Here is a 23,794-nt window from a genome sequence, read left to right as displayed (position 1 = left end):
TCAAATTTCAATCGGCAGGGTGGGTCAATTTTCCATCAGCGCCAACAGTCTGTGGCCAGATGCCGCTGTACGCTCGGCGCGACCACATCGCGCCAGCGTACCAGGCGCTCGCGCACGTCGTCGTCCTCATCCTGCATCAGGGATTCAAGCAGGCTTTCGTCGAGGTTTTTGTTGCCTGCCAGGGCTTCGCGCACCTTGGCGCTGGGGTCCTTGACCAGCCGTGCCTGGACCTTGGCATTGAGCGAAGTGTTGCCTGCCAAGGCGACGCGCACCGGCTCGGACGGGTGCCGGCAGAGATCCATCTGCACTAAGGCAGATCCCAGGTGTTCATTGCCAGCCAGGCTGGACTGCACGGTGTCCTCGTCCGAAGTCAGGCATTGCAGCGCGGCGCTGGTGAGGTTCGGCTGTGCGGCCAGCACACGCCGTACTTCGGCACTGGAGTCGCGGGCCAGCAGCAACTGGGCGGGGGCACCGAGGTTGCCGTTACGGGCCAGGCACTCGCGCACCTCGGCATTGCATTTTACCAGTTCCAGCTGCACCGGGTCGGGCAGGGCGGTCGTGCCCGAGCGGCCAGCCAGGGCTTCGAGCACGTCCTGGTCTTCATCACGGGTCAGCAGCATCAGCACGGCTTCGCTCAAGTTATCCCGACGTGCGAGGCTTTCGCGCACTTCGTAGGATGTGTCGCGCGCCAGCAGTTCCTGTGCCTCGGGGTGGAGATTGTCATTGCTGACAAGGTAGTCGCGCACAGTCACGGCGGAGTCCTTGGCCAACTGCAACTGCAGGGCCTTGCCTACCGCCTTGTTGATCGCCAGCGCCCGGCGTACCTGTGGCTCCTGGTTGGCGTACAGGCGTTGCTGCAGCGACTCGTCGTCGGTCTTTCTCGCCAGCTGACGGCGCTGGTCGGCGTCCAGTTTCAGGCGTTCGAACTGCGCCGCGATGAGGTCGTGGGGCGCGTGGGCATGCAGGCAGGCCAGGTGCAGCAGCGCCAGGTCGAAGCCGGGCTGGCCTTCCTCGATGTTGATGCGCAGGGTCAGCAGCTTCTCCGGGCAATTGGGGTTGCCGTAGGCCGCCGTGCGCACCTTGCCGTCGGTGTCGCCGACCAGCTTGGCCAGCACATCGTCCGGGCAGTCTTCATGGCGGGCAACCTCCTCGCGGCGCAGGGCGTTGTGGCTGTCGGCCATCTGGATTATCTGCGCCACGCTCAGGCCGTCGCTGGCTGACGCTGGCTTGAGCTTGAGCTTTTCGAACAGCTCTTCGTACTTGGCCACCTGCTCGCGCAGGGTCTCGCGCAGCGGCACGGTCAGCTCGATGGCGGACTCAAGGTCTTCGAACTTGAGTGCGCGGTTGTCCAGGAAGGCCGCTTCCCGCGCTTCGTTGATCGCGTTCTGGATATCGGCGCCTGCGTAGTCACGGCACTGGGTGACCAGTTTGCTGCGCTGCGAGGTTTCCAGCTCCGCCTCGCCCTTGAGGTGGATGTCGAGGATGGCCGCGCGCTCCACGGCATTGGGGAAACCGACATAGAACACTTCGTCGAAGCGCCCCTTGCGCAGCAGTTCCGGGGGCAGGACAGTGATGTTGTTGGCGGTGGCGATGACGAACACGGCGCCGGTCTTTTCCTGCATCCAGGTCAGGAAGTAGCCGAACAGCCGCGACGACACTTCCGAGCCGCTGCCGCTGTTCATGCCGACAAAGGCTTTTTCCAGTTCGTCGATCCACAGGATGCACGGGCTGACCGACTCGGCCATGTTCAGGGCGCGGCGCATGTTGTGCTCGCTTTCGCCGACGTACTTGCCCAGCAGTGAGCCGATGTCCAGGCGCAGCAGCGGGAGCTGGAACAGGCCGGCGGCGGCCTTGGCCGTCAGCGACTTGCCGCAGCCTGGCATGCCGGCGATGAGCACACCTTTGGGCGCTTGCACTCGGGCTTCACGGGCTTCGCCAAGGCGCCGGAAGATCTGCGCGCGGCGGCCCAACCAAGCCTTGAGGTTTTCCAGCCCGCCGATGTCGGTGGCGTTTTCGTTGACTCGGAGCATTTCCAGGACGCCGCTCTTGGCGATGATCTGCTCCTTCTCGTGCTGGATCAGCGCAAGGGCGGCATCACTGATCTGCTCGTGCTGCTGGCGCACCATCGCCAGCGCCGAGCGGATCTCTTCCTGGTTCAGGCCGCTGCAAGCTGCGTGCAGGCGCTGGCGCAGCGCTTCCGGCACCAGCAGGTCGAGCGCCTGGCAGACCGCGTCGAGCTGGTTGCTGATTTCCTCGCCGCGAGGCAGCGGCAGGGGCAGCAGGGTAATCTGTGCTTCGATTTGAGCCGGTATATGCAAGGTCTCGGACACCAGCACCACGGCGGCCTTGCCGCGATGATGGCGTTGGATACGATTGAGCAACTGCTTCAGGCGGGCCACTGCCAGGGGCTGGTTTTCCAGCGCGCTGCGGGCATCCTTGATGATGAACAGCTTGTGGTCCAGGTCGTCGTCCAGCAGCGACGGCAGGCTGTCGGCCAGGTCGGTCTTGCCTGGCTGGCTGTCACGGGGTTGCTTGTGGAAGAAATCGACCCAGCCGTAGCCGAGGTTCCATTCCTTGGGGTGCAGCTGCAACTGTGCGGCCACATCCTGGAGCATGGCATCGACCCGAGCTTCTTCGGCCGACTGGATGAACAGCCCCGGGTAGCCGGCGCTGAGGTGGGATTTGATCTTGTCCTTGAGTTCGAGCAGGTTCATGGTCACTCACCACAATGAAAGCAGGCTGGAGGCGAAGTTGCTGATGCCGCGGCCGATCGACTCGACCGCGCGCCCCACGCCCTGTGCAACGTAGGCGACTGACTTGACGGCGGTCTTGGCCACCGATTTGCCGGCCTCGTACACCACTTCACCAATCTGCCCGCCGGCGATACCGCCCGCCACGCCGCCGACAAAGCCACCGATCACCGTGCCCACCGGGCCGAATACCGTCCCAATCGCGGCCCCCAGCGTGGCACCTTCAGTTGCGCCGGCGATGGCCATGGTGGTGGTCACCGTGGTGTTGCCGATGGCATCGAGGGCTTCCTCGCCGGTCAGTTCGCCCTTGCCGAACTTGTACAGTACCTTGGCGTTCTGCAGCCCGACGCAGGCGATATTGGTGATCAGCCCGGCGGGGGTGTTGCGCAGTGCCGCGCCGAGCCAGCCGTTTTTCACCGCCACCACCACGGCGCCGGACACGGCCACCTGCGCGGCGGTATTGGCACCGGCATGCAGCGCGCTTTCGAAGAACTCCTTGAGGTCGTCGTTGACGCTAGGGTTTTCACGGCCCTTGAGTTTGTTCCAGAAGCGCCGGGCCAGAATTCGCGTGCCCTGCATGCCCACCGCGATGCACGCGCCGATCACGGCCTGCTTGCCGATCTGCCGGGCGATGGTGGCGCGGTTGGTGTCGTTCCAGTCGTATTGGCGCGACTCGGCTTCCTGCTGAGCCTTGTCCTGGAGCCGCTTGGCCTCTTCCTTGGTCAGGGGGCGGGATTTCACCCCATCGGCTTCGATGACTTCCGCGCTGCCGGGCACGTCGGCGCCTTGCCCTTCGGGTACCAGCGGCTTCTGCCCTTGGTAATCGCCCTGTTTGAGCTGGCCGTTGGTGGCCTCGGCATCGGCACCGTATTTCGACTGGTACTGGCCGACCACCTTGCCGTTGCCGTCGACGATCTCGATATCCACCGAGTTCGCTTCCCGGGAGCCGACCACCCGTGCCCGATACGGGCTGCCCTTGCTGGCGGCGTCGATGTTGAATGTGTCGACATGGTGCTGTTCGGCGATCAGGCCGTCGAGGTTCGGGTTACGGTTGATGTCACCGTCGAGTCTGGTGACCATCTTTTGTGCGTTGCGCGTGGCATCGGCCAAAGCCTGGTCGATGCCGCCAGCATACTGTCCAACGTGTACCGAGCCGCTAAGCGCTGCGTTCTTCTCGATTTCCCTGGCCAGCCACGAGGCCTTACTGCGCCCCGTGTCCATGTAGGCTTGCAGCGATTCTCGGGACCGGTTGAAGGCTCCCGTGGAGGCCATCACTTGCTGGGTAGCCTCCAGCAACTCCTCTTCGCCGCTCCAAAGATCCGGATACTTGCGGAACTCGTCGCCCAGCCATTGCTCCAGCGGTTTGTCACCCCGTGCGTTGCAGGATTCGACGAAGGAGGCGACTACCGCCGTGGTCTTTTCGGCGTTGTTCTGGTCGCCGTCGAACAACTCGGCTTCGAAATACTCCGCCTGCTCTTTGCTGATTTGCTCGAAGTCGATGCTTTCGTTCTTGTCGTATTCGTCGCCCAAGGGCTTTTCCATTTCAGTCATGGCAGTCGTCCGGATGCTCAGTGCAGATAGGCGGTAAGTTCATCGTGCAGTCTCTGCCGCAACCAGCCAGGCTCAAGAATGCGGACATGGGGAATCCAGTAGCGGATGATCGGTAACAGCTGGTTCGGGTGGTTCGCCTGGCAGCGCAGCAGCAGGCTGCCGTCGGCCTGATGCTCGATCAGCTGTTGTTGCGGGAGTACATTACGTCGCAGGAAGTAATACGCATTGCAGGCGGCGACCTGGACGGTTGCCCCGAGCCGCTCTGCGCCAAACCAGATGTCATCGTCGTTCTCGATCTGCGCCCGGATCATGGCGTCGGGGACAAACGCTTCATCCAGTACGCGCAGGGCCGAGACGCGCGGCAAGGCAAAACTCTTCAGGCGGCTATCCTCGGTCGCGGCGAGGTACCAGATGCCCTTGTTGTGTATTAGCTGATAGGGTTCGATACGGCGTTGTTTGCCGGTGTAGTCGAACTGGCAGCGCAGGTTTTGTCCGATGGCCCTGCCCAGCTCATTGAAGTCGCGGCTGTGCGGGCGTTCGGTGGCGAAATGCCCATCGCGGATCAGGAAACGGTTCGGGCCGGTGTACAGCAAGTCCAGCCAGGAGCGGCGATCGCTGACCGGGAACAACCGCTCGACGCCGCTGAGGCGAGCAAAGTTTTGGAGGTCGGCGGGGGACAGTTTGCTGCGATATTGGCTGGCTAGCTGATAGGTTCCATCGACACCTGGTTCGACTACATCGCCAAGGCGGTTGAGGTCGCGGTAGATGGTACGTTCGCTGACCTTGAAGCGCTCGGCTAGCTGCAACCTCGTGGGGCTCTCGCCGTGTTGTAACACGCGCAGGATATCGGCCAGGCGCAGGGCTAGGGTGTCGTGGTCGTTGGCCGCCATGGCGGTTCCTTGTCAGTGGGCTTGGAGGCGACTCTAGCGAGGACGACTGACAGGGTGTGTCAGTGGCACTGACAAGGGTTCCAGCGTCCTGCCGAAAATGGTGACAATACCTTGAGCAGTGGCGTTAGGCCATAATTTCTATGCCTTTACTAGTTCAGTCAACCTGCTGCGACAACGCCTCGATCAGCGCCCAACGGTGCGACACTACCCACAAGTGTGATGCAAAGGATACTCGCCTACCTGCTGGCCACCCTGGACACCTGGAAGCAGATGACCTTAAGTACTTACGAGGTCGCGTTTAGCGGGCTTGTCACTGCTTGTGTCAAACTATGATTCGTCCCCAGCGATAGGTCTCAGCGCTGGAGGCCGCGAATTACAAGGGGCTCTGTGTCAAACTATATTGTGAGCACCCAGGCCTTGGATTCTGCGAACTGAATCTGTCGCTCCGTCATTAAATCTTTCGCGTATGAAGGGGGCCGTAATGGCTCCCTTCTTCCGCGCGGTCTTTCTGACTGCTCCGACCCTCGCGTGTGCTTCTGCACATTCAACCTGCTCAGTCGCGGATTTCGCATCCGTTTCAAAAATCTGGAAAAGGTCGGCGTCCTGCCGGTCATCGACCTTATCCCGGCCAAATCTGATAGCGCTAAGCTAGGTAGCCTTGAGACGCTTGCTCACAAGCGGTATGGAGCGCACATCGCTTGATAGACTGTGTGATGACATGAGGTCAACAGAACAGGTGGGAAATGGGACATCCGGGCAAACGAATCGTTATTGTCGGTGCAGGCATCGTGGGTGCGTCACTGGCGTATCACCTGGCAGGTAAAAACGCCAAAGTCACGTTGGTGGAGGCTGGAGATATAGCGTGCGGAGTGACTGGAAGCTCGTTTGCATGGATCAATTCCTCACACCCCGATCCAGACCCGATTGCACAACTTCGCGGTGCCGCAATCGAAGAGTACCACCGGCTCGAGACGCAACTGCCTGATCTTCGCATCCGCTGGACGGGCGCCTTATCCTATGGCGCAAGTGCAGATGAACTGCCAGCTTCAGATCACCCGGCGTTGGCAGGTCTCGTGTCCAGGTCGCAGATTCTGGAACTTGAGCCAAATCTGAAAAATCCGCCCCAGCATGCGCTGTATGTGGCTGCACAAGGGGCACTGGACGCAGTGGCAGCGACTTTCACGTTGATCGCAGCTGCCCGGAAAAATGGGGCGGAAATTCTCACCCAAACGCGCGTTCTCGGCATTACGACACGCGGCGAAGAGGTCACGGGCGTTGAAACCGCGAGGGGTAGTATTGATGCCGATATTGTCGTACTGGCGGCAGGTACAGGCATCACGGAGCTGACAAGCAAGCTGGGAGCGCTCCTTCCTATAGAAGCGTCACCCGCCATTCTCATCCGTTACAAGTCGCCACCCAATCTCGTGCACACCTTGATTTCAAGCCCGGAAATGGAAGTCAGGCAATGTTCGGACGGTGCGTTGCTAGCGGCCGAGGATTACCTGGATGACTCATTGCAAAACCAGCCAGCCGCTGTAGCACTGCGAACGGCCAGAGCAATCCAGAACGAACTGCACGGGGTTGTCTCCATTGAAACGGAAATGGCTTGCGTTGGTCTCAGACCGATGCCTGAGGATGGCATCCCCATCATTGGTTATTTACCAAAGATCGACGGCGTATACGTTTGTGCCATGCATCCAGGGGTTACTTTGGCGGCAGTGGTAGGCCGTCTTGTCAGTGAGGAAATCATCGACCACAGTGCCTCCTGTGCCCTTGCACCCTGCCGGCCCGATCGATTCTTCAAAGAGTGAGTATCCCCCTTTGATCCCAAAGGGCCGCATTGCGGCCCTTTTTCATCTCAGGTACGCACCATCTCCCGTGGCGAAGCACCCTGGCGCCGGCGCACCACGAAGTAGGCGGTGACGATCACCAGCAAGGTCGCGGCCACCAGCCAGAACTGGAAGCGCGTCGCCGGTTCGATGGCCTGGGTCGCCAGCACCGACACCAGCGCCAGCAGCGCAACGACGTTGGTCAGCGGGAAGCCCCAGGCCTTGAAGGCGGTAGAGTCCACGGCCTCATGCCGGGTCTTCAGGCGCATCGCGGCGTGGGCGAAGATGATGAAGATCCAGACGAAGATGATGAAGGCGCCGGTGCTGCGGGCCAGGGTCAGGAACAGGTCGCCGCCGCTGATGAAGTGCACCGCCAGGATCGTCACGCAAATGCTGAAGGCCAGCGCCAGCGCGTTGATCGGTACGCCCTTGGCGTTGGTCCGCCCGAACAGCGCCGGGGCGTGGCCGCGTTGGCTGAGCGAGAACATCATGCGCGAGTTGGAGAACATGAACGAGTTCATCACCGACATGAACGACACGAACAGCACCAGCTTCATGGCCACGGCTGCACCTTTGAATCCGGCGAGGGTGAACAGCGCGACATAGGGCGAGGCGAGGTTGGCCTTGTCGGTCCACGGCAGGCAGAGGACCAGGATGGACACGGAGCCGACGTAGAACAGCATCACCCGCACGATCACGCTCTTGATTGCGCGGATCACGTTCCGGCGCGGGTTCTCCGATTCGCCGGCGGCCACCGCGGCGATCTCGCTGCCGCCCAGCGAGAAGATCGCCACGATCACCCCGGCCATGACCGGCGACAGGCCGTTGGGCATGAAGCCGCCGTGGTCGGTGAGATTGACCAGGCCCGGCGCGGGGATGTTCTCCTGCCAACCCAGCAGGATGGAGGCACCGAGCAGCATGAAGATGAGGATGGTGATCACCTTCAGCGCCGCGAGCCAGTACTCCACCTCGGCGAAGGAGCGCACCGAGTAGGCGTTGCTGGCGATCAGGGTCACCAGCATGATGAAGGCCCCGACCCAGATCGGCAGCCAGGGCATGAAGTCGTTGAGGATCGCCCCCAGCAACACCGCTTCCAGGGTGATGGTCATCATCGACTTGAGCCAGTACAACCAGCCCACGGTGAACCCGGCCCAGTTGCCCAGGTAGCTGTTGGCGTAGGTCGAGAAGGAGCCGGCGTCGGGATTGCGCGAGGCCATCTCGCCGAGCATGAACATCACCAGGGTGACGATGATGCCGCCGATCACATAGGACAGAATCGCCGCCGGGCCTGCCGAGGCGATCAGGCTGCCGGAGCCGACGAACAGCCCGGCACCGATCACGCCGCCAAGCGCGATCATGGTGATATGCCGCTGCTTGAGGCTTTGCTTCAATCCGTTGTCTTGCATGTCCAGACATCTCTTATTATTGGAAGGAACCGGCGCGTCCTGCGAGCGGCAAGTGCTCGCGGATCCACCTGCACGGGGCGCTGCCATCGATCGAGGTATTGCCGGGGTACTACTCCCCGCGGGCAATGGCTTCACGATCCGCCACCTTGGGCAAAGCGGCGCCTCATCTCAAACGAATTCTGCGCACAACATCCTGCGGATTTTTCCTGAGGTCGTTTTTGGCGCCCCTACGCTTGAGACGATTGGTGAATAACTTGAGCTACCCGGAAGCGTCGTGACGAGGCGGTTTCCATAGCATGTTCCTCAACGGATCGAAACGATCCAACCCCCGGAACATGCGGCCTTCGCCGCGTACCAACGCAAACGGAGCTCATCATGAAAGCCATCATTCTTGCCCTTGCCCTGGCCACCCCTGCCGCCTTTGCCGCCACCCAGGCGACAGCCTCGATCCAGGACACCCATGCCTACAGCTACGGTGATCAACTGGATGTGGACAAGGTGCTCGAGGAAACCGTGACAGACGCGTCCTCTGCCACTGGCGGCCTGGAAACCGTCAAGCTGGTGTACCAGGACCATGCTGGCGCAGTGCACAGCTTCTCCTACAAGCGCCTTGCCCTGACCGGCCAGGACAATTGAGTCCTGTCTACGCTGCGTGATCCGGCCCGGCACAGGTTGCCGGGCCCACTGGCCCGTTTCAGGCCGACGCCGCGTCGTCGAGGGTCCGCTGCAGATCATCCGATTGGCGTTCGCGCCGATACTGCCCCGGCGTCTGCCCGAGGGTTTCCTTGAACGCCTTGCTGAACGAAGCCTGGGTCTGATAGCCGACCTGCAGGGCGATGTCGTTCAGGGCCTGTTCCGACTTCGCCAGCAGCATGCAGGCGACCTCCATCCTCACCTGCAGCACCAGCGCCCCGGGCGGACAGCCTGCCAGGCGGGTAAAGCTGCGCACGAAGCTGGCACGCGACATGTTCGCCATCTCTGCCATGCGCTCGACGCTCCACGGCTGTGACGGGTCTTCCAGCAGGGCGTGCCACACCTTGCTCAGGCGACGGTCGCCAAGCAGGCCCAGGCTGCTCTGCACCGGCGGGCTGGCGTCGAGCCAGGCGCGCAGTACCAGGGTGAACAGGGCGGTGGTCAGCCCGTTGATGATCGAACAGCCTCCCGGCTGGCTGGCCTCGGCTTCGCTGCGGATCAACGCGATCATGGCGGGGAGGGTAGTCGGGGAATGCGGATCGTCGATGTTGACGTGCAGGTGCTCCGGCAACGCGGCGAACAGCGACGAACCGGGCTGGTAGAGAAAGCGACCGCACAGCAGGTCGAGGGTCTCGCCTTCGCCGTTCAGGCGGTGCAGGGGCAGGACCCCGTGGCTGACCAGGTCGGGGCGGCTCGGTTGGGTATGGTCCGTGTCGCTCTGCAGCAGATGATCGCTGCCATGGGAGAACAGGAGGATATCGCCGGCCTTCAGGCGCACGGTCTGGCGGTCGGGCAGGCGCACGTGGCAATGCCCGGCGAGGACGATGTGATAACGCGCAGTACCGGGTTCGTCCGGTTCATGGTTGACCGCCCAGCGACCGCTGAACTGGCAACGAAGGTCCATGCTGCCACGCACATCGGCGAGGGAAATGAGCTTGTCCAACGGCGTCATGAGAGTTCTCTGCAAGTGGATGGGACGCTGCCTGTGCAGCTGAATAATGCCCCACTTCGGTGCCTTGGCAGATGAAATGGATGGCCTGGCAGCGTGCTTTGAGACGATGGCAAAAAAAGCTGAGCCGAACCGACGCATGCGCAGCAGCCGGGATCCCTAGCATGGGCTCATTCTCATGACCTCAAGGAGTCACACCGATGAACCCGCGTAACCTGCTTCTCACTGCCAGCCGCCTGGATGTGCTGGGCGTTCATTTGCTGCGCTTTGCCGTGGCGATCGTGTTCCTGTGGATCGGCGCCCTGAAGTTCGTGCCCTACGAGGCCGACAGCATCACCCCGTTCGTGGCCAACAGCCCGTTCTTCTCCTTCCTCTACGCCCATCCCGAAGCGTATCGCGAGCATTTCACCCATGAAGGGCAACTGGACCTGGTACAACGGGCCTGGCAGACGGCCAACCATACCTATGCCTTCTCCAATGGGCTGGGCGTGGTGGAGATCAGCATAGGCTTGCTGGTGCTGGCGTACCTGTTCTCGCCGAAGCTGGGGCTGGTGGGTTCGATCATGGCTTTCCTGACGCCGGTGGTGACCCTGTCATTCCTGATCACCACGCCCGAGGCCTGGGTGGCGAACCTGGGCGATGCACAGTACGGATTCCCCTACCTGTCCGGTGCCGGGCGGCTGGTGCTCAAGGATGTGTTGATGCTGGCAGGGGCCGTGGTGATGATTGCCGACTCTGCGCGACGGATACTGAATCAGAAAAAGATCAGGTAAATCGCTTACAAAATCCTAGGAAGATTCCTTCAATTCCTACGGCTTAGGTCAATATCTCCTCACAGTGATCTGTCGTACCGTCCAGTGCTCTTCAACAAGGACGAAGCCGATGCAATCACTGGAACGAGTGCTCGACATACAGCCTGTCGCACAGGCTGACATCACCCTTCATCTCAATGGCCAGGCGGTACAGGCCGCAGAAGGCGAGACGGTATTGAGCGTGCTCAATGCCGTCGGCCTGCGTCAGCTGGCGCGCAATGACCACGGCCAGGGTGCCGGGGCGTTCTGTGGCATGGGCGTGTGCCACTGCTGCCTGGTGGCGATCGACGGACGACCCAAGCGCCGCGCCTGCCAGACCGTGGTCCGCCAGGGGATGCGCGTGGAGACCGGGGTCAACCGCCTGGCCATGGAGGCGCAGTCATGAGCCTGCGCCCGGTCATCGTGGGCGGCGGCTCGGCCGGTATGGCAGCGGCCATCGAACTGGCCGAGCATGGCGTCGGTTGCCTGCTGTTCGATGAAGCCTCGCGCCCCGGTGGCGTGGTCTATCGCGGGCCGTTGCGCGCCGGTGTCGACCTCGGCTACCTGGGGGCGCGCTACAGCAAGGCCTTGCACAAGCTGCACGAAGACTTCGCAGCCTGCGCCGCGCATGTCGACGTGCGCCTGAACAACCGGGTGGTCGGCGGTGATCACGAGCGCCTCATGGTGCTCGATGCCGACGAGCGCCTGCACGAGATCGATTATGCCCACCTGCTGCTGTCTGCCGGCTGCCATGAGCGCAACGTACCCTTTCCGGGCTGGACGCTGCCCGGCGTGATGCTGCTCGGTGGTTTGCAACTGCAGATCAAGAGCGGCGTGGTCAGGCCACTGGGCAGCACGCTGATCGCCGGTACCGGGCCTCTGCTGCCGCTGGTGGCGTGCCAGCTGCATGCCGCAGGAGCGAAGGTTGCGGGCGTCTACGAGGCATGTGCGTTCAATCGTATCGCCAGGGAAAGCCTGGCGCTGATGAACAAGCCCCAGCTGTTCCTCGACGGCCTGAGCATGCTGGCGTACATGAAGCTCAACGGTATCCCGATGCACTACGGTTGGGGCGTGGTCGCGGCTGATGGCGACGACGAACTGCAGCACGTCAGCGTCGCGCCCTATGACAAGGACTGGAAGGCCGACATGAGCCGGGTGCAGCGCGAGTCGGTGCAGACTCTGGCGGTCGGCTACGGCTTCATCCCGCGTACCCAGCTCAGCCAGCAGTTGGGCCTGGCGCACGGATTCAGCGATGACGGCTACCTGCGCGCCGAGTGCAACGTCTGGCAGCAGAGCAGCCAGGCGCACATCCACCTGGCTGGCGACATGGGTGGAATCCGCGGCGGGGAGGCGGCGATGCTGACCGGCCGTATCGCGGCAGTGTCGATCCTGCAGCAACTCGCCGTGCTGGAGCCGGCCCAGGCCATCGAACGGCGCGAGCTGTACCTGGGCAAGCTGGCAGCGATCTCGCGCTTTCGCTCCGGCGTCGAGCGCTATACCAGCCGCGGCGCGGCGCAGATCGAGCTTGCCCAGGCCGATACCGTGATCTGCCGCTGCGAGCATGTCACCCGCAGTGATATCGACCTGGCGCTGGAGCAGGGTGTGCAGGACATCGCCAGCCTGAAGATGCGCACCCGCGTGAGCATGGGCGACTGCCAGGGGCGCATGTGCGTGGGCTACTGCAGCGATCGCCTGCGCGCCAGCACCGGTCGCGCCGATGTCGGCTGGCTGCGGCCGCGCTTCCCGGTGGACCCGATTCCGTTTTCTGCATTCCAGCAGTTGGCCACGGAGGCCTGAGCATGAACAAGACCTATGACATCGTCATCGCCGGTGGCGGCGTGATCGGCGCGTCCTGCGCCTACCAGTTGTCCAGGCGCAAGGGCCTGAAAATTGCCCTGATCGACAGCAAGCGCCCGGGCAATGCCACGCGCGCTTCTGCCGGCGGCCTGTGGGCGATTGGCGAATCAGTGGGCCTGGGTTGCGGGGTGATTTTCTTTCGCATGATGTCTTCACGCAACAAGCGCGAAGCCCATGGTGCCGCCGTGGCAGTGGATGCGAGCACGCCGCATATCCTGCCGCAGTGCTTCTTCGACCTCGCCTTGCAGTCGAACGCACTTTATCCACAGCTGCACCAGGAGCTGATCGAACGGCACGGCATGGACTTCAAGTTCGAGCGCACGGGCTTGAAATACATCATCCAGGACGATGAGGACCAGTCGTACGCCGAGCACATCGTGGCGCAGATCCCGCACCTGGCCGACCAGGTGCGCTGGCTGGACCGCGAGACCCTGCGCAGGACCGAACCGGCCGTGACCCTGCAGGCCAAGGGTGCGCTGGAGTTTCTCTGCGACCACCAGGTGAGCCCGTTCCGCCTGGGCGATGCCTATCTGGAAGCGGCCCGGCAGAACGGCGTCGACCTGTACCTGAACACCAACATCACCGGCGTGCTGCACGAGAACTCGCGGATCAAGGGCGTACGCACGGCCGAGTCAGGTGTCTTCCATTGCCACACCTTGCTCAACGCCGCCGGGGCCTGGGCCGGTGAGCTCAGCGAATGGGCGACGGGCAGCTCGATTCCGGTCAAGCCGGTGAAAGGGCAGATCGTGCTCACCGAGCGCTTGCCCAAATTGCTCGATGGCTGCCTGACCACCAGCGATTGCTATATGGCGCAGAAGGATAATGGCGAGGTGCTGATCGGCAGCACGACGGAAGACAAGGGCTTCGATGTCAGCAACACCTTCCCGGAAATTGCCGGGTTGGTGCAGGGCGCAGTGCGGTGTGTGCCTGAGCTGGCGCAGGTGAGCCTCAAGCGCACCTGGGCGGGATTGCGCCCGGGGTCACCCGATGAACTGCCGATCCTCGGGCCTGTGGATGACACGCCTGGATACTTCAATGCCTGTGGACACTTTCGCACCGGGATCCTCACTTCGGCAATCACCGGCGTGCTGCTCGACAAGGTTATCCACAACGAGCTACTGCCGCTGGATCTCACGCCTTTCCTGGCGAGACGTTTCGGGCAGGCTGTGGATAAGAACTGGGCGGTGGGGTAGGGCATTGACGGCCGCACCTGCAGGACTTGGTAGCCGCTGCAGGAGCAACTGTCTTGTCCAAAATCCAAAGGTCAGCCCAATCCCTGTAGGAGCGGGCTTACCCGCGAACACGGGCGTAGCCCGTGCCAGGCAGCGCGGTGTCCTTTTCGCGGGTAAACCCGCTCCTACAGGGGCCTGCGCTGCTTTTTTGGAGCGGCCTTGTCTTAGATCTGCATCGCCATCCCATCGACGTTCATCGCCGCCTGGCGCAATGCCTCGGAGCGGGTCGGATGCGGATGGCAGGTCAGGGCGATATCCTCGGCCGACGCGCTGAACTCCATGGCCACGCAGAATTCACCGATCATCTCGCTGACGCTCGGGCCGACCAGGTGCACACCCAGCACCTCGTCGGTCTCGGCATCGGCCAGCACCTTGGCGAAACCTTCGGTCTCATGGTTGATCTTCGCCCGGCTGTTGGCGGTGAAGGGAAACTTGCCGACCTTGTAGGCGCGACCTTCGGCTTTGAGCTGCTCTTCGGTCTTGCCGACACTGGCCAGTTCCGGGCGGGTGTAGATAACCCCCGGAATCAGGTTGTAGTTGACCTCATGGGCCTTGCCGGCGATGCGTTCGATGCATGAGACCGCTTCGTCCTCGGCCTTGTGCGCGAGCATTGGCCCCGAGGTGACGTCGCCGATGACCCAGATGCCTGGCACCGGGGAACGGTGGTGGTCATTGGCGAGCATGCCGCGCTTGTCGGTCTGCAGGCCGACACTCTCCAGGTTCAGGCCCTCGGTGTAGGGACGGCGGCCGATGGCGACCAGCACGTAGTCGGCTTCGAGCGTTTGCGCCTCGCCACCGGCCGCAGGCTCCAGCGTCAGGCTGACGCTGTTCGCCGTCGGCGTAGCCTGGGTCACCTTGCTGCCCAGCCTGAAGGCCATGCCTTGTTTGGCCAGGGCCTTCTGCAAGGTCCTGGCGGTTTCCTCATCAGTGCCTGGGCAGATGCGATCCAGGTACTCGATCACCGTGACCTCGGCACCCAGGCGCCGCCAGACCGAACCCAGCTCCAGGCCGATCACGCCCGCGCCGATGACCACCAGGTGCCTGGGCACCTGGGGCAGCGACAGGGCACCGGTGGAATCGATGATGCGCTGGTTGTCGAGGGTCACACCGGGCAGGGGCGTGGGCTCCGAACCGGTAGCGATGACGATGTCCTTGGCCTGCAAGGTGGTTTCGCTGCCATCCTCGGCCTTGACGATGACCTTGCCAACACCATCGAGGCGGCCCCAGCCCTTGACCCAGTCGACCTTGTTCTTGCGGAACAGGTACTCGATACCCTTGGTCAGGCCAGCCACGCTTTCGTCTTTCTGCTTCATCATCTGCGAAAGGTTCAGGGTCGGCTTGACCTCGATCCCCAGGTGCGCGAACTCGCTGCCGCTGGCCGCTTCATAGAGTTCCGAGGCATGCAGCAGTGCCTTGGAAGGCATGCAGCCGACATTCAGGCAAGTGCCGCCGAGTGTCGAGCGGCCTTCGACACAGGCCACGCTCAGGCCCAGCTGACCGGCCCGAATGGCCGCGTTATAGCCGCCAGGGCCACCGCCAATGATCACCACATCGTAGGATTTCATGGGATTCACTCCAGGAAGAAGGTGCGCGAGAGGGCCACAAGGTTAGTCGCAGAATCGAATATTGTATACAATCTGTTGGTCACGTAATGGCTGATAGCCTTGGACTATGGTCGCGATACAAGGAAACTTCCGATGAATGAACTACCCTCATCCGGTGGCGCTCGAATCCTTGTACGGCGTCCGTAATTGAAAGGGGGTCTTTCATGCTTGCGCAACTTCCACCTGCGTTGCAGAGCCTGCACTTGCCTTTACGCCTCAAGCTGTGGGACGGCAACCAGTTCGATCTAGGGCCTAGCCCGCAGGTCACCATCCTGGTCAAGGAGCCCCAGCTGATCTCCCAGCTGACGCATCCGAGCATGGATGAGCTGGGCACGGCCTTTGTCGAGGGCAAGCTGGAGCTCGAAGGCGATATCGGCGAAGTCATCCGGGTTTGCGATGAACTCAGCGAGGCTTTGCTCAAAGACGAAGAAGATGTAGTTCCGGTGCGCACCGCGCACGACAAGAACACCGACGCCGAAGCCATTTCCTACCACTACGACCTGTCCAACGAGTTCTACCAGCTGTGGCTCGACCCGGACATGGCCTACTCCTGCGCCTATTTCAAGGAGCCGGACAATACCCTGGCCCAGGCCCAGCAGGACAAGTTCGACCACCTGTGCCGCAAGCTGCGCCTGCAGGCTGGCGACTACCTGCTCGATGTCGGCTGTGGGTGGGGCGGGCTGGCGCGTTTTGCTGCGCGTGAGTATGGCGCCAAGGTCTTTGGCATCACGCTGAGCAAGGAGCAGTTGGCGTTGGGTCGTCAGCGCGTCGAGGCCGAGGGCCTGGCCGACAAGGTCGACCTGCAGATCCTCGACTATCGCGACCTGCCGCAGGACGGCCGTTTCGACAAGGCGGTCAGCGTCGGCATGTTCGAGCATGTCGGTCATGCCAACCTCGAACTCTACTGCCAGAGGCTGTTCGGTGCCGTGCGCGAAGGTGGCCTGGTGATGAACCATGGCATCACCGCCAAGCATGTCGATGGCCGACCGGTGGGGCGAGGTGCCGGAGACTTCATCGATCGCTACGTGTTCCCCCACGGCGAGCTGCCGCACATTTCGATGATCACCGCGCGCATCTGCGAGGCGAGGCTCGAAGTGGTGGACGTGGAGAGCCTGCGCCTGCACTACGCCAAGACGCTCAACCACTGGAGCGAGAACCTGGAGAACCAGCTGCACCGCGCTGCGGCGCTGGTGCCGGAGAAGACCCTGCGCATCTGGCGGCTGTACCTGGCAGGCTGCGCCTACGCCTTCACCAAGGGCTGGATCAACCTGCACCAGATCCTGGCAGTGAAGCCCTACGCGGACGGTCACCACGACTTGCCGTGGACGCGGGAAGATCTGTACCGCTGATTCACAGACGGGGCCGCTTCTGCGGCCCCGCTGCTTTCAGCTAGAGAATGGGCGAAATCAATCGCGCGATGCGCATCCCCAACTGCTGCAGCCTGTGGGTCGTCTGGCTGTCTTCGGCGGTGATCTCCCGTGACTGTTCGAAGTCGCACAGCAACATGGCTTCTACCTGATCGGCGAAGGTCCGGTCGATGGTCAGCAGGGTGATCTCGAAATTCAGCCGGAACGAGCGGTTGTCCATGTTGGCGCTGCCGATGGCGCTGACATCGTCGTCCACCAGAATCACCTTCTGGTGCAGGAACCCCGGTTGGTAGCGGAAAATCCGCACGCCGGCACGCACCGCTTCGAAGGCGAACAGGCTGGAGGCGGCGTACACGACACGGTGATCGGGCCGCGAAGGGATCAGGATGCGCACATCGACGCCGCGCAGCACTGCCAGGCGCAGGGCGGCGAACACGGCCTCGTCCGGGATGAAGTAGGGGCTGGTGATCCAGATGCGCCGGGTTGCCGACTGGATCGCTTCGACGAAGAACAGTTGGCAGGTCTCCTGAGGGTCTGCCGGCCCGCTGGCGAGCACCTGGCAGAGCACGCCGTCCTCCGGATAGGCGTCGGGGAGGATCAACGGCGGCAGGGCACGAGTGGCCCAGTACCAGTCTTCGGCAAAGGACTCCTGCAGGCAGGCCAGCACCGGACCGCTGACCTGCACGTGAGTGTCGCGCCAGGGCGACAGCCGAGGATGCCCGCCCATGTACTCATCGCCCACGTTGTGTCCGCCGACGAAGCCCACCAAGCCATCGACCACCACGATCTTGCGGTGGTTGCGGAAGTTGACCTGGAAGCGGTTGAACCAGCCACGTCGCGAGGAGAACGCCTGGATCTGCACTCCACCCTCACGCAGAACCTGGCTGTAGCGCGTCGGCAGGGCGTGGCTGCCGACCTGGTCGAACAGCACGTACACCTTCACCCCTTCGGCGGCCTTGCGCAGCAGCAGCTGTTGCAGCTCGTGGCCGATGGCATCGTCGTGGATGATGAAGAACTGTACCAGTACCGTATCCCGCGCCTGGGCGATGGCCGCGAAAATGGCATCGAAGGTTGCGGTGCCGTCGATCAACAATTTCACCTGGTTGTTGGCCAGGCAGGGCATCCGTCCCAGCTTGGGCATGGCGCGCAGCGCGACATAGCTTTGCGACTCACGGGCCGCCAACGCTTCCTCCACCCAGGGACGCCAGTTGAGGTCGGCCATCGCCACGTGCATTTCCTGGTTGGCTTGGCGCCGCGCCTGGATATAGGCGTAAAAGGAGCGGGCGCCGAACACCAGGTAGGGGATCAGGGTGAAGTAGGGGATGAAGAACAACGACATTGCCCACGCGATCGCGCCCTGGGCGGTGCGGACGGTGAACACCGCGTGCAGCGCCGCGACGATGCCGAGGACGTGGATCAGGCCAAGCAGGTAACCGAAGAAATAGGGGCTGTGGTAATCCATACGCATCATGCATTCCAAGAGCATTGCTGCCTAACAGAGCATGTTCACGGGGCCGCTTGCAACCCGCAGGCAAAAAAGACGTCTAAGCCTCTGTCCGGCCCGGAGCCGGTATTTCGAGGAGCATTGATCCATGAAGATTCGTCTGCCACTGATTGCCCTGGCACTGGGCCTGGGTAGCCCGCTGCTGGCGCAAGCGCAGATGCTGCAACCCGGTCTGTGGGAATTGACCACCAGCAACATGCAGGTCGATGGGAAACCGCTGCCGGACATGGAGTTCATGCTCGGCCAGTTGAAGAATCTGCCGCCTGAGCAGCGCGCCATGATGGAAGGCGCATTGGCCAAGCAGGGCATTACCGTAGGCGGCAAGGGTGTGCGCTCGTGCCTGACGCCAGAGCAGGTCGCGACCAACGACATTCCGCTGCAGGATCCGCAGTCAGGCTGCACGCAGAAGATCACCGACCGCCAGGGCAACGTCTGGAAGTTCCAGTTCAGCTGTCCCAAGGCTCAGGGCACAGGGCAGGCAACCTTCCTCAGCGACCGCGAGTTCACCACCCAGGTCAGCGGCACGTTCAATGCTTCGGGCGTTCAGCAGCAGGGCAGCATGAACACCCGGGCGGTCTGGCTGGGCAACGATTGCGGCAGCGTGAAGCCTCGCAGCTGAGGCTTCACCACTGCCACTGACTGGCAGCCACGGCATCGTGGGCATGCAGGCTCTCTGCATGTTCCACGCGCAGGTCGAAGCCGGTGGCCCATTCCAGCCCGCGCAACGCCTGGTGCAGACGGCGGGCGGCGTCTTCGCAGAACATCAGGTTCTGACCATTGGCCAGGGCGAATGCCTGTTCATCGGCGCGCTTTACGGCCGTTTGCACCGCAGTGCCCAAGGCGCGCTCCACGGTATCGATCAGCTCACTGATTGGCAGCGTGCTCAGGCTGTCTCTCAGACGTACCTTGATGAATGCCTGACTGCGTTGGCTGTGGGGGGTTGCGACGATCCCGGCGCTGCTGCCCAGCCACTGCAGGATGGCTTGTGCATCGAGCGTCCGGTTGGCGAAGTCCGTGAGGAACTGTTGCTGGATCAATTGACGGGCCAGCGCTGCCGAGCAGGGGCAGGTGGATGAATAGGGGATTTCCACATGTTGTTCCACGTGGAACATCTCGTTTTCGATCCGCGCGTCGAGAGTCACCGGATAACGTTTCCAGCCTTCGAGCGGGCTGACCAAGGCCGGACGTTTGAGCAGGTGATCGAACTTCAGCCTTAGGTAGGCGCTCGACGACAGGCCTTCGTGGCTATCGAGAAAACGGGCGAGCAGCTGGCGCAGCACCAGGGGCGTGAGTTCGGTGTGCTCCAGTGTTTCCAGGGCCAGGTACAAGCGTGACATGTGAATGCCACGAGACTCACCGTCGTCCAGGCTCACGCCGGCGTCGGCCCAGGCGCTTAGGCTGCGCCCATTCAGTTGCAGCGGCAGGGCGATGCCGCGCATGCCCACCCAGTCGAGGGGCTGGAGCTTGTGGCTGGTTTGTGCGGCGATGTCGGGAAGCGTCAGGCTGGTCATCGATAGATTCCATGAAGAAAGAGCGTCAGCGGCAACCTCCGATCAGGCTGCAATGCAGGTCGAAGCGTTGGCCGCTGGAGCTGGAAACGCGGTTCAGGGTGGTCCAGCCCACGCGTCGGCTGTAGCCCACCCAGGCTTCGCCGTCGCTGGCCAGGCCGGTGAAAAAGGTCATCTGTCCGTAGCGGCTGTTGGTCTGCGCCCAGAGGCGACGGGTACTGCTGTCGTACCCGCGCAGATGAAAGTCGCGCCCTTCGGTGCGCACGCTGTAGTAATTGCCTTTGCTGTCTTCACAGGCGAGCAGCGTGGCGCTACGGGTGCACAGGGCCAGCCCGGGCCGTGGAACGGAGGCGTACAGCGCCTCGGGCATGAGGAGCATCAGCAACAGCAGGGCGAGCTTCGAGCGATTCATGTTCATTCTCTCGGGTAGCCGTTCGACAGACGCGGCTTGGCGAAATTGTATTGTTATATTATAACGTTGTGCAATGCATCGTTTCGAATGCGCTTTGCCCGATGAGGTTCACCATGACCAACCGCCTTCCCGTCACCGTGCTTTCCGGCTTCCTGGGGGCCGGCAAGAGCACGCTGCTCAACCATGTGCTGCGCAATCGCGACAACCTGCGGGTTGCAGTGATCGTCAACGACATGAGCGAAATCAACATCGATGCCAGCGAGGTCCAGCGTAACGTCAGCCTCAACCGCGCCGAAGAAAAACTCGTCGAGATGAGCAACGGCTGCATCTGCTGCACCCTGCGCGAAGACCTGCTCGAAGAAGTGGCGCGTCTCGCCGATGAAGGCCGCTTCGACTACCTGCTGATCGAGTCCACTGGCATCTCCGAACCGCTGCCGGTGGCCGAAACCTTCACCTTCCGCGACGAGCAGGGCCGCAGCCTGTCCGACATGGCGCGCCTGGACACCATGGTGACCGTGGTCGATGGCCTCAACTTCCTGCGTGACTACCAGGCTGCCGACAGCCTGGCCAGCCGTGGCGAAACCCTGGGCGAGCAGGACGAGCGCTCGATCAGCGACCTGTTGATCGAGCAGATCGAGTTCGCCGATGTGCTGTTGCTGAGCAAGATCGACCTCATCAGCCAGCATGAGCGCGAAGAGCTGACCGCCATCCTGCGCAGCCTCAACGCCCGCGCGCAGATCGTGCCCATGGTGATGGGCGAGGTGGCGCTGTCGCGTATCCTCGATACCGGCCTGTTCGACTTCGAGCAAGCTTCCCAGGCGCCTGGCTGGTTGAAGGAGCTGCGTGGCGAGCATGTGCCGGAGACCGAGGAATACGGCATTGCCGCCACCACCTGGCAGGCGCGCAGGCCTTTCCATCCACAGCGCTTTTTCGACTTTATCCACAATAGCTGGAGCAACGGTCGGCTGCTGCGTTCCAAAGGTTTCTTCTGGCTGGCGAGCAAGTACCAGGAAGCCGGCAGCTGGTCGCAGGCGGGCGGCATGATGCGCCATGGCCTGGCCGGACGCTGGTGGCGCTTCGTGCCGCGCGAGCAGTGGCCGCAGGATGAGGAAAACCTCGAAGCGATCCTCAAGCAGTGGACGGTCGAGACCGGCGACTGCCGTCAGGAACTGGTGTTCATCGGGCAGAACATCGACTTCGCGCGGTTATCCACAGAGCTCGATGCGTGCCTGCTGACAGACGAGGAGATGGAGCTGGGGCCGATGGCCTGGCTGCGCCTGCCCGATCCGTTCGGGCCTTGGTTCGACGAGGCGGCAGCATGAAACCACTGTCCAGGGCTGTGGATATCCGCCAGGCGTTCGGGGAGTCGCCACAGGTGATGACCGAGATTCTCCACGATGGCGTCAACCTGGCGGTATGGCAGCGACAGTTGCCGGCGCAGGTCGAGGATTTCGCAGCGCTGGTGCTCACTCTTGGCCAACCGATGTCGGACGAGCGCGTGCTGGACGTGGATGAGCGCGAGGCGCCGGTACTGCGCGGCTTGCTGGCCGAGGCAGCGGACCTGCATGGCTATGAAGGCTTCGTTGCCGATGTCTCGTGGCTGGTGGCGGCGTATACCTGCCTGCTGGGCGCGCGCCGTGTCGGGCTGCGGCTGCGGGTGCTGGAGGGGGCGATGTGTCCACGCTTTCATGTGGACCACGTACCCCTGCGCCTGTTGACCACTTATGCCGGCGCGGGCAGTGAATGGCTCGAGGAAGGCGTGATCGACCGTAGCCGCCTGCACCTGGCTGACGCACCTGTGGATAAGATTCGACGCTTGCAGGTGGGCGAGGTGGCGTTGCTCAAGGGAGAGAAGTGGCTGGGCAATGAAGGCGCCGGGCTGGTGCACCGGTCTCCCGCGACAGCGCGGGGTGAAAAGCGCTTGTTGGTGAGTCTTGACTGGTTGGCCTGAGGGTTTTCCTGTCCGCGCGAGTCCAGTGGAGGCAACGGATTGCAAGCCACGCTAGACTGGCCGCACTTTCCCCTAGATATTGAACCATGCTGCGCCACATCCCCACCCATGTCATCGCCGGCCCGTTGGGCGCTGGCAAGACCAGCCTGATACGCCACCTGCTGAGCCAGCGCCCGGCACATGAGTGCTGGGCGGTGCTGGTGAACGAGTTCGGCCAGATCGGCCTCGACGCTGCGCTGCTTGGCAGCGACGAAGCGGGGATCGCCATCGGCGAAGTGGCGGGCGGTTGCCTGTGCTGCGTCAACGGCGCGCCGTTTCAGGTCGGCCTGGGCCGTCTGCTGCGCAAGGCCAGGCCCGACAGGCTGTTCATCGAGCCGTCCGGCCTAGGCCACCCCGTGCAACTGCTGGAACAGTTGCGGCAAGCGCCCTGGACCGGGGTGCTGGAGGTACAGCCACTGTCGATGGTGCTGGATTGCCTGGCCCTGGCGCGAGGCGAACCGTTGCCCGAAGCTCAGCAGCAGGCGCTGGTCGAGGCAGGGTTGTGGATATTCAACAAGTCGGCGGCTGTGGATGAGGCGCAGCGGCTGTTGATAACTGCGCGGCTCGGCAGCACCAGGGCGCTCTGGACCGATCAGGGCGTCGTGGCCCTGGATGAGCTACCGGTGTTGTCCACAGAGGCTGCACCCTCGGCTGATCTTTCCAGCCTTCCTGTGGACAACGCGCCGGCCGGTTTGCCGACACTGTGGACAGATCCGCGCCAGCCCATCTGCCTGGCACAGCAAGGCGAGGGCGGCTGGAGCGTTGGCTGGCGCTGGCATCCGAGCCAGCGTTTCGACGAGGACGCGTTGCGCAGCGTCCTGGCACACTGGACGTGGCGCCGGGCCAAAGGAGTTATCCACAGTAGCCGGGGTTGGCAATCGTTCAATGGTCTGGCGCCCGGCGTGGCGCAATGGCGCTCGAGCGAATGGCGCAAGGACTCGCGCATCGAACTGATCTTCGACCAGCCCCAGCCGCTGCCGGCCCTGCAGGCGGCGATCGAAGGCTGCCGCATGGACAGCTGATCAATTGCGCCAGCGATTGTGCTCCTGACGCCACTGCTGCATCTCGATGACGTTGTCGTTGGGCGGCGGTGTCTTGATTTCGAACGGGTAGGGCGCAAGCTCGATCTGTACGGTATGGGCACCGAATTGGGTGACGGTGCCGGGGTGACGTTGCTCGCCGGTCACGGTGAACTCGAAGGCGTAAACCCGTGCCAGGCGCTTGCGCCCCTTGGCATCGCGCACGAAAGCGATACGCTTGAGCGCCACGGCGTCGTCGAGCAGCTCCAGGTCGAGCTTGGCGCAATGCTGCTTGACCCGTTCCAGCGCCTTTTCCCGCAGACCGTGGTTGTGCCACAGCCAGGCGCCAGCCGTCGCCAGCAACATCAGGACGAACAGGTTCTCCAGGGTCAACATTTGCATATGCTCCAGACAGGTGGCTTCAGCTTAACTGCGTCCCTGG

21 protein-coding genes are annotated in these 23,794 nt (G+C 62.8%); 11 read left to right on the top strand and 10 right to left on the bottom strand.

The genetic code is table 11. The features are described from left to right. Positions 1-35: 35 nt before the first annotated feature. Genes AC1TXO_RS26580 through AC1TXO_RS26570 form a run of 3 tightly spaced genes read right to left on the bottom strand, consistent with a single transcriptional unit; the run spans position 36 to position 5,191 of the window. A complete protein-coding gene (locus AC1TXO_RS26580; protein WP_486404465.1) occupies positions 36-2,714 on the bottom strand; it encodes an AAA family ATPase in 2,679 nt (892 codons plus the stop codon). 6 nt (positions 2,715-2,720) lie between these two features. Next, positions 2,721-4,301, bottom strand: coding sequence for a hypothetical protein (locus AC1TXO_RS26575; protein WP_486404464.1), 1,581 nt, complete (start codon positions 4,299-4,301; stop codon positions 2,721-2,723). A 17-nt stretch (positions 4,302-4,318) separates the two neighbouring features. Beyond that, on the bottom strand, positions 4,319-5,191 hold the full coding sequence (locus AC1TXO_RS26570) for a helix-turn-helix transcriptional regulator (RefSeq protein ID WP_486404463.1): 873 nt from the start codon (positions 5,189-5,191) through the stop codon (positions 4,319-4,321). 743 nt (positions 5,192-5,934) lie between these two features. Between AC1TXO_RS26570 and AC1TXO_RS26565 the strand changes: the two genes are divergently transcribed. Beyond that, positions 5,935-7,002 carry an NAD(P)/FAD-dependent oxidoreductase gene (locus AC1TXO_RS26565; protein WP_486404462.1) on the top strand — a complete coding sequence of 356 codons (1,068 nt, stop codon included), beginning with the start codon at positions 5,935-5,937 and terminating at the stop codon, positions 7,000-7,002. A gap of 47 nt (positions 7,003-7,049) precedes the next feature. Here the strand turns inward: AC1TXO_RS26565 and AC1TXO_RS26560 are convergent, their stop codons facing one another. Further along, positions 7,050-8,426: an amino acid permease gene (locus AC1TXO_RS26560; RefSeq protein WP_486404461.1), complete on the bottom strand. Its 1,377-nt coding sequence runs from the start codon at positions 8,424-8,426 to the stop codon at positions 7,050-7,052. A 375-nt stretch (positions 8,427-8,801) separates the two neighbouring features. Here AC1TXO_RS26560 and AC1TXO_RS26555 point away from each other — a divergent pair, with 375 nt between their 5' ends. Next, on the top strand, positions 8,802-9,062 hold the full coding sequence (locus tag AC1TXO_RS26555) for a DUF2790 domain-containing protein (RefSeq protein WP_486404460.1): 261 nt from the start codon (positions 8,802-8,804) through the stop codon (positions 9,060-9,062). A gap of 58 nt (positions 9,063-9,120) precedes the next feature. Here the strand turns inward: AC1TXO_RS26555 and AC1TXO_RS26550 are convergent, their stop codons facing one another. Next, entirely contained in the window at positions 9,121-10,071 is a 951-nt protein-coding gene (locus tag AC1TXO_RS26550) for an AraC family transcriptional regulator (RefSeq protein ID WP_486404459.1), read from the bottom strand. A 197-nt stretch (positions 10,072-10,268) separates the two neighbouring features. Between AC1TXO_RS26550 and rclC the strand changes: the two genes are divergently transcribed. The 4 genes from rclC (at position 10,269) to hcnC (ending at position 13,909) form a co-directional block, all read left to right on the top strand. Continuing rightward, complete coding sequence (gene rclC, locus AC1TXO_RS26545) at positions 10,269-10,841, top strand: reactive chlorine resistance membrane protein RclC (RefSeq protein WP_486404458.1); 573 nt, start codon at positions 10,269-10,271, stop codon at positions 10,839-10,841. Between the two features lie 109 nt (positions 10,842-10,950). Beyond that, positions 10,951-11,265: a cyanide-forming glycine dehydrogenase subunit HcnA gene (gene hcnA, locus AC1TXO_RS26540; protein WP_486404457.1), complete on the top strand. Its 315-nt coding sequence runs from the start codon at positions 10,951-10,953 to the stop codon at positions 11,263-11,265. Next, positions 11,262-12,656: a cyanide-forming glycine dehydrogenase subunit HcnB gene (hcnB, locus tag AC1TXO_RS26535; RefSeq protein ID WP_486404456.1), complete on the top strand. Its 1,395-nt coding sequence runs from the start codon at positions 11,262-11,264 to the stop codon at positions 12,654-12,656. Before hcnA ends, hcnB begins: the two co-directional genes overlap by 4 nt. A 2-nt stretch (positions 12,657-12,658) precedes the next feature. Beyond that, a complete protein-coding gene (gene hcnC, locus AC1TXO_RS26530; RefSeq protein ID WP_486404455.1) occupies positions 12,659-13,909 on the top strand; it encodes a cyanide-forming glycine dehydrogenase subunit HcnC in 1,251 nt (416 codons plus the stop codon). Positions 13,910-14,112: 203 nt separating this feature from the next. Here the strand turns inward: hcnC and lpdA are convergent, their stop codons facing one another. Continuing rightward, positions 14,113-15,513 carry a dihydrolipoyl dehydrogenase gene (gene lpdA / locus AC1TXO_RS26525; RefSeq protein WP_486404454.1) on the bottom strand — a complete coding sequence of 467 codons (1,401 nt, stop codon included), beginning with the start codon at positions 15,511-15,513 and terminating at the stop codon, positions 14,113-14,115. Positions 15,514-15,716: 203 nt separating this feature from the next. Here lpdA and cfaB point away from each other — a divergent pair, with 203 nt between their 5' ends. Next, the gene (gene cfaB / locus AC1TXO_RS26520; protein ID WP_486404453.1) at positions 15,717-16,901 is read left to right on the top strand and encodes a C17 cyclopropane fatty acid synthase CfaB; all 1,185 of its coding nucleotides are present in this window, start codon (positions 15,717-15,719) and stop codon (positions 16,899-16,901) included. Positions 16,902-16,941: 40 nt separating this feature from the next. Here the strand turns inward: cfaB and cls are convergent, their stop codons facing one another. Beyond that, the gene (gene cls, locus AC1TXO_RS26515) at positions 16,942-18,381 is read right to left on the bottom strand and encodes a cardiolipin synthase (RefSeq protein ID WP_486406920.1); all 1,440 of its coding nucleotides are present in this window, start codon (positions 18,379-18,381) and stop codon (positions 16,942-16,944) included. Positions 18,382-18,511: 130 nt separating this feature from the next. Between cls and AC1TXO_RS26510 the strand changes: the two genes are divergently transcribed. Beyond that, complete coding sequence (locus AC1TXO_RS26510) at positions 18,512-19,042, top strand: DUF3617 domain-containing protein (RefSeq protein WP_486404452.1); 531 nt, start codon at positions 18,512-18,514, stop codon at positions 19,040-19,042. Positions 19,043-19,046: 4 nt separating this feature from the next. Here the strand turns inward: AC1TXO_RS26510 and folE2 are convergent, their stop codons facing one another. Together folE2 and AC1TXO_RS26500 are read right to left on the bottom strand one after the other, a co-directional pair. Then, positions 19,047-19,934, bottom strand: a complete 888-nt coding sequence (gene folE2, locus AC1TXO_RS26505; protein WP_486404451.1) for a GTP cyclohydrolase FolE2 — start codon at positions 19,932-19,934, stop codon at positions 19,047-19,049. Positions 19,935-19,959: 25 nt separating this feature from the next. Beyond that, positions 19,960-20,343, bottom strand: coding sequence for a glutamine synthetase (locus tag AC1TXO_RS26500; protein WP_486404450.1), 384 nt, complete (start codon positions 20,341-20,343; stop codon positions 19,960-19,962). Between the two features lie 113 nt (positions 20,344-20,456). Here AC1TXO_RS26500 and zigA point away from each other — a divergent pair, with 113 nt between their 5' ends. The 3 genes from zigA (at position 20,457) to AC1TXO_RS26485 (ending at position 23,355) form a co-directional block, all read left to right on the top strand. Beyond that, positions 20,457-21,665 carry a zinc metallochaperone GTPase ZigA gene (gene zigA / locus AC1TXO_RS26495; protein ID WP_486404449.1) on the top strand — a complete coding sequence of 403 codons (1,209 nt, stop codon included), beginning with the start codon at positions 20,457-20,459 and terminating at the stop codon, positions 21,663-21,665. Further along, positions 21,662-22,294, top strand: a complete 633-nt coding sequence (locus AC1TXO_RS26490) for a DUF1826 domain-containing protein (RefSeq protein ID WP_486404448.1) — start codon at positions 21,662-21,664, stop codon at positions 22,292-22,294. Before zigA ends, AC1TXO_RS26490 begins: the two co-directional genes overlap by 4 nt. An 86-nt stretch (positions 22,295-22,380) precedes the next feature. Next, the gene (locus AC1TXO_RS26485; protein WP_486404447.1) at positions 22,381-23,355 is read left to right on the top strand and encodes a CobW family GTP-binding protein; all 975 of its coding nucleotides are present in this window, start codon (positions 22,381-22,383) and stop codon (positions 23,353-23,355) included. On the opposite strand, the gene AC1TXO_RS26480 is transcribed toward AC1TXO_RS26485, so the two are convergent. Beyond that, positions 23,356-23,748 (bottom strand): DUF3301 domain-containing protein, encoded by a 393-nt coding sequence (locus tag AC1TXO_RS26480; protein WP_486404446.1) that lies wholly within the window; start codon positions 23,746-23,748, stop codon positions 23,356-23,358. Positions 23,749-23,794 lie beyond the last annotated feature (46 nt).

Source organism: Pseudomonas sp. FA117 (assembly GCF_057370475.1).
The sequence above is the reverse complement of the archived record's forward strand: the minus strand, read 5'-3'. Positions and strand labels throughout refer to the sequence as shown.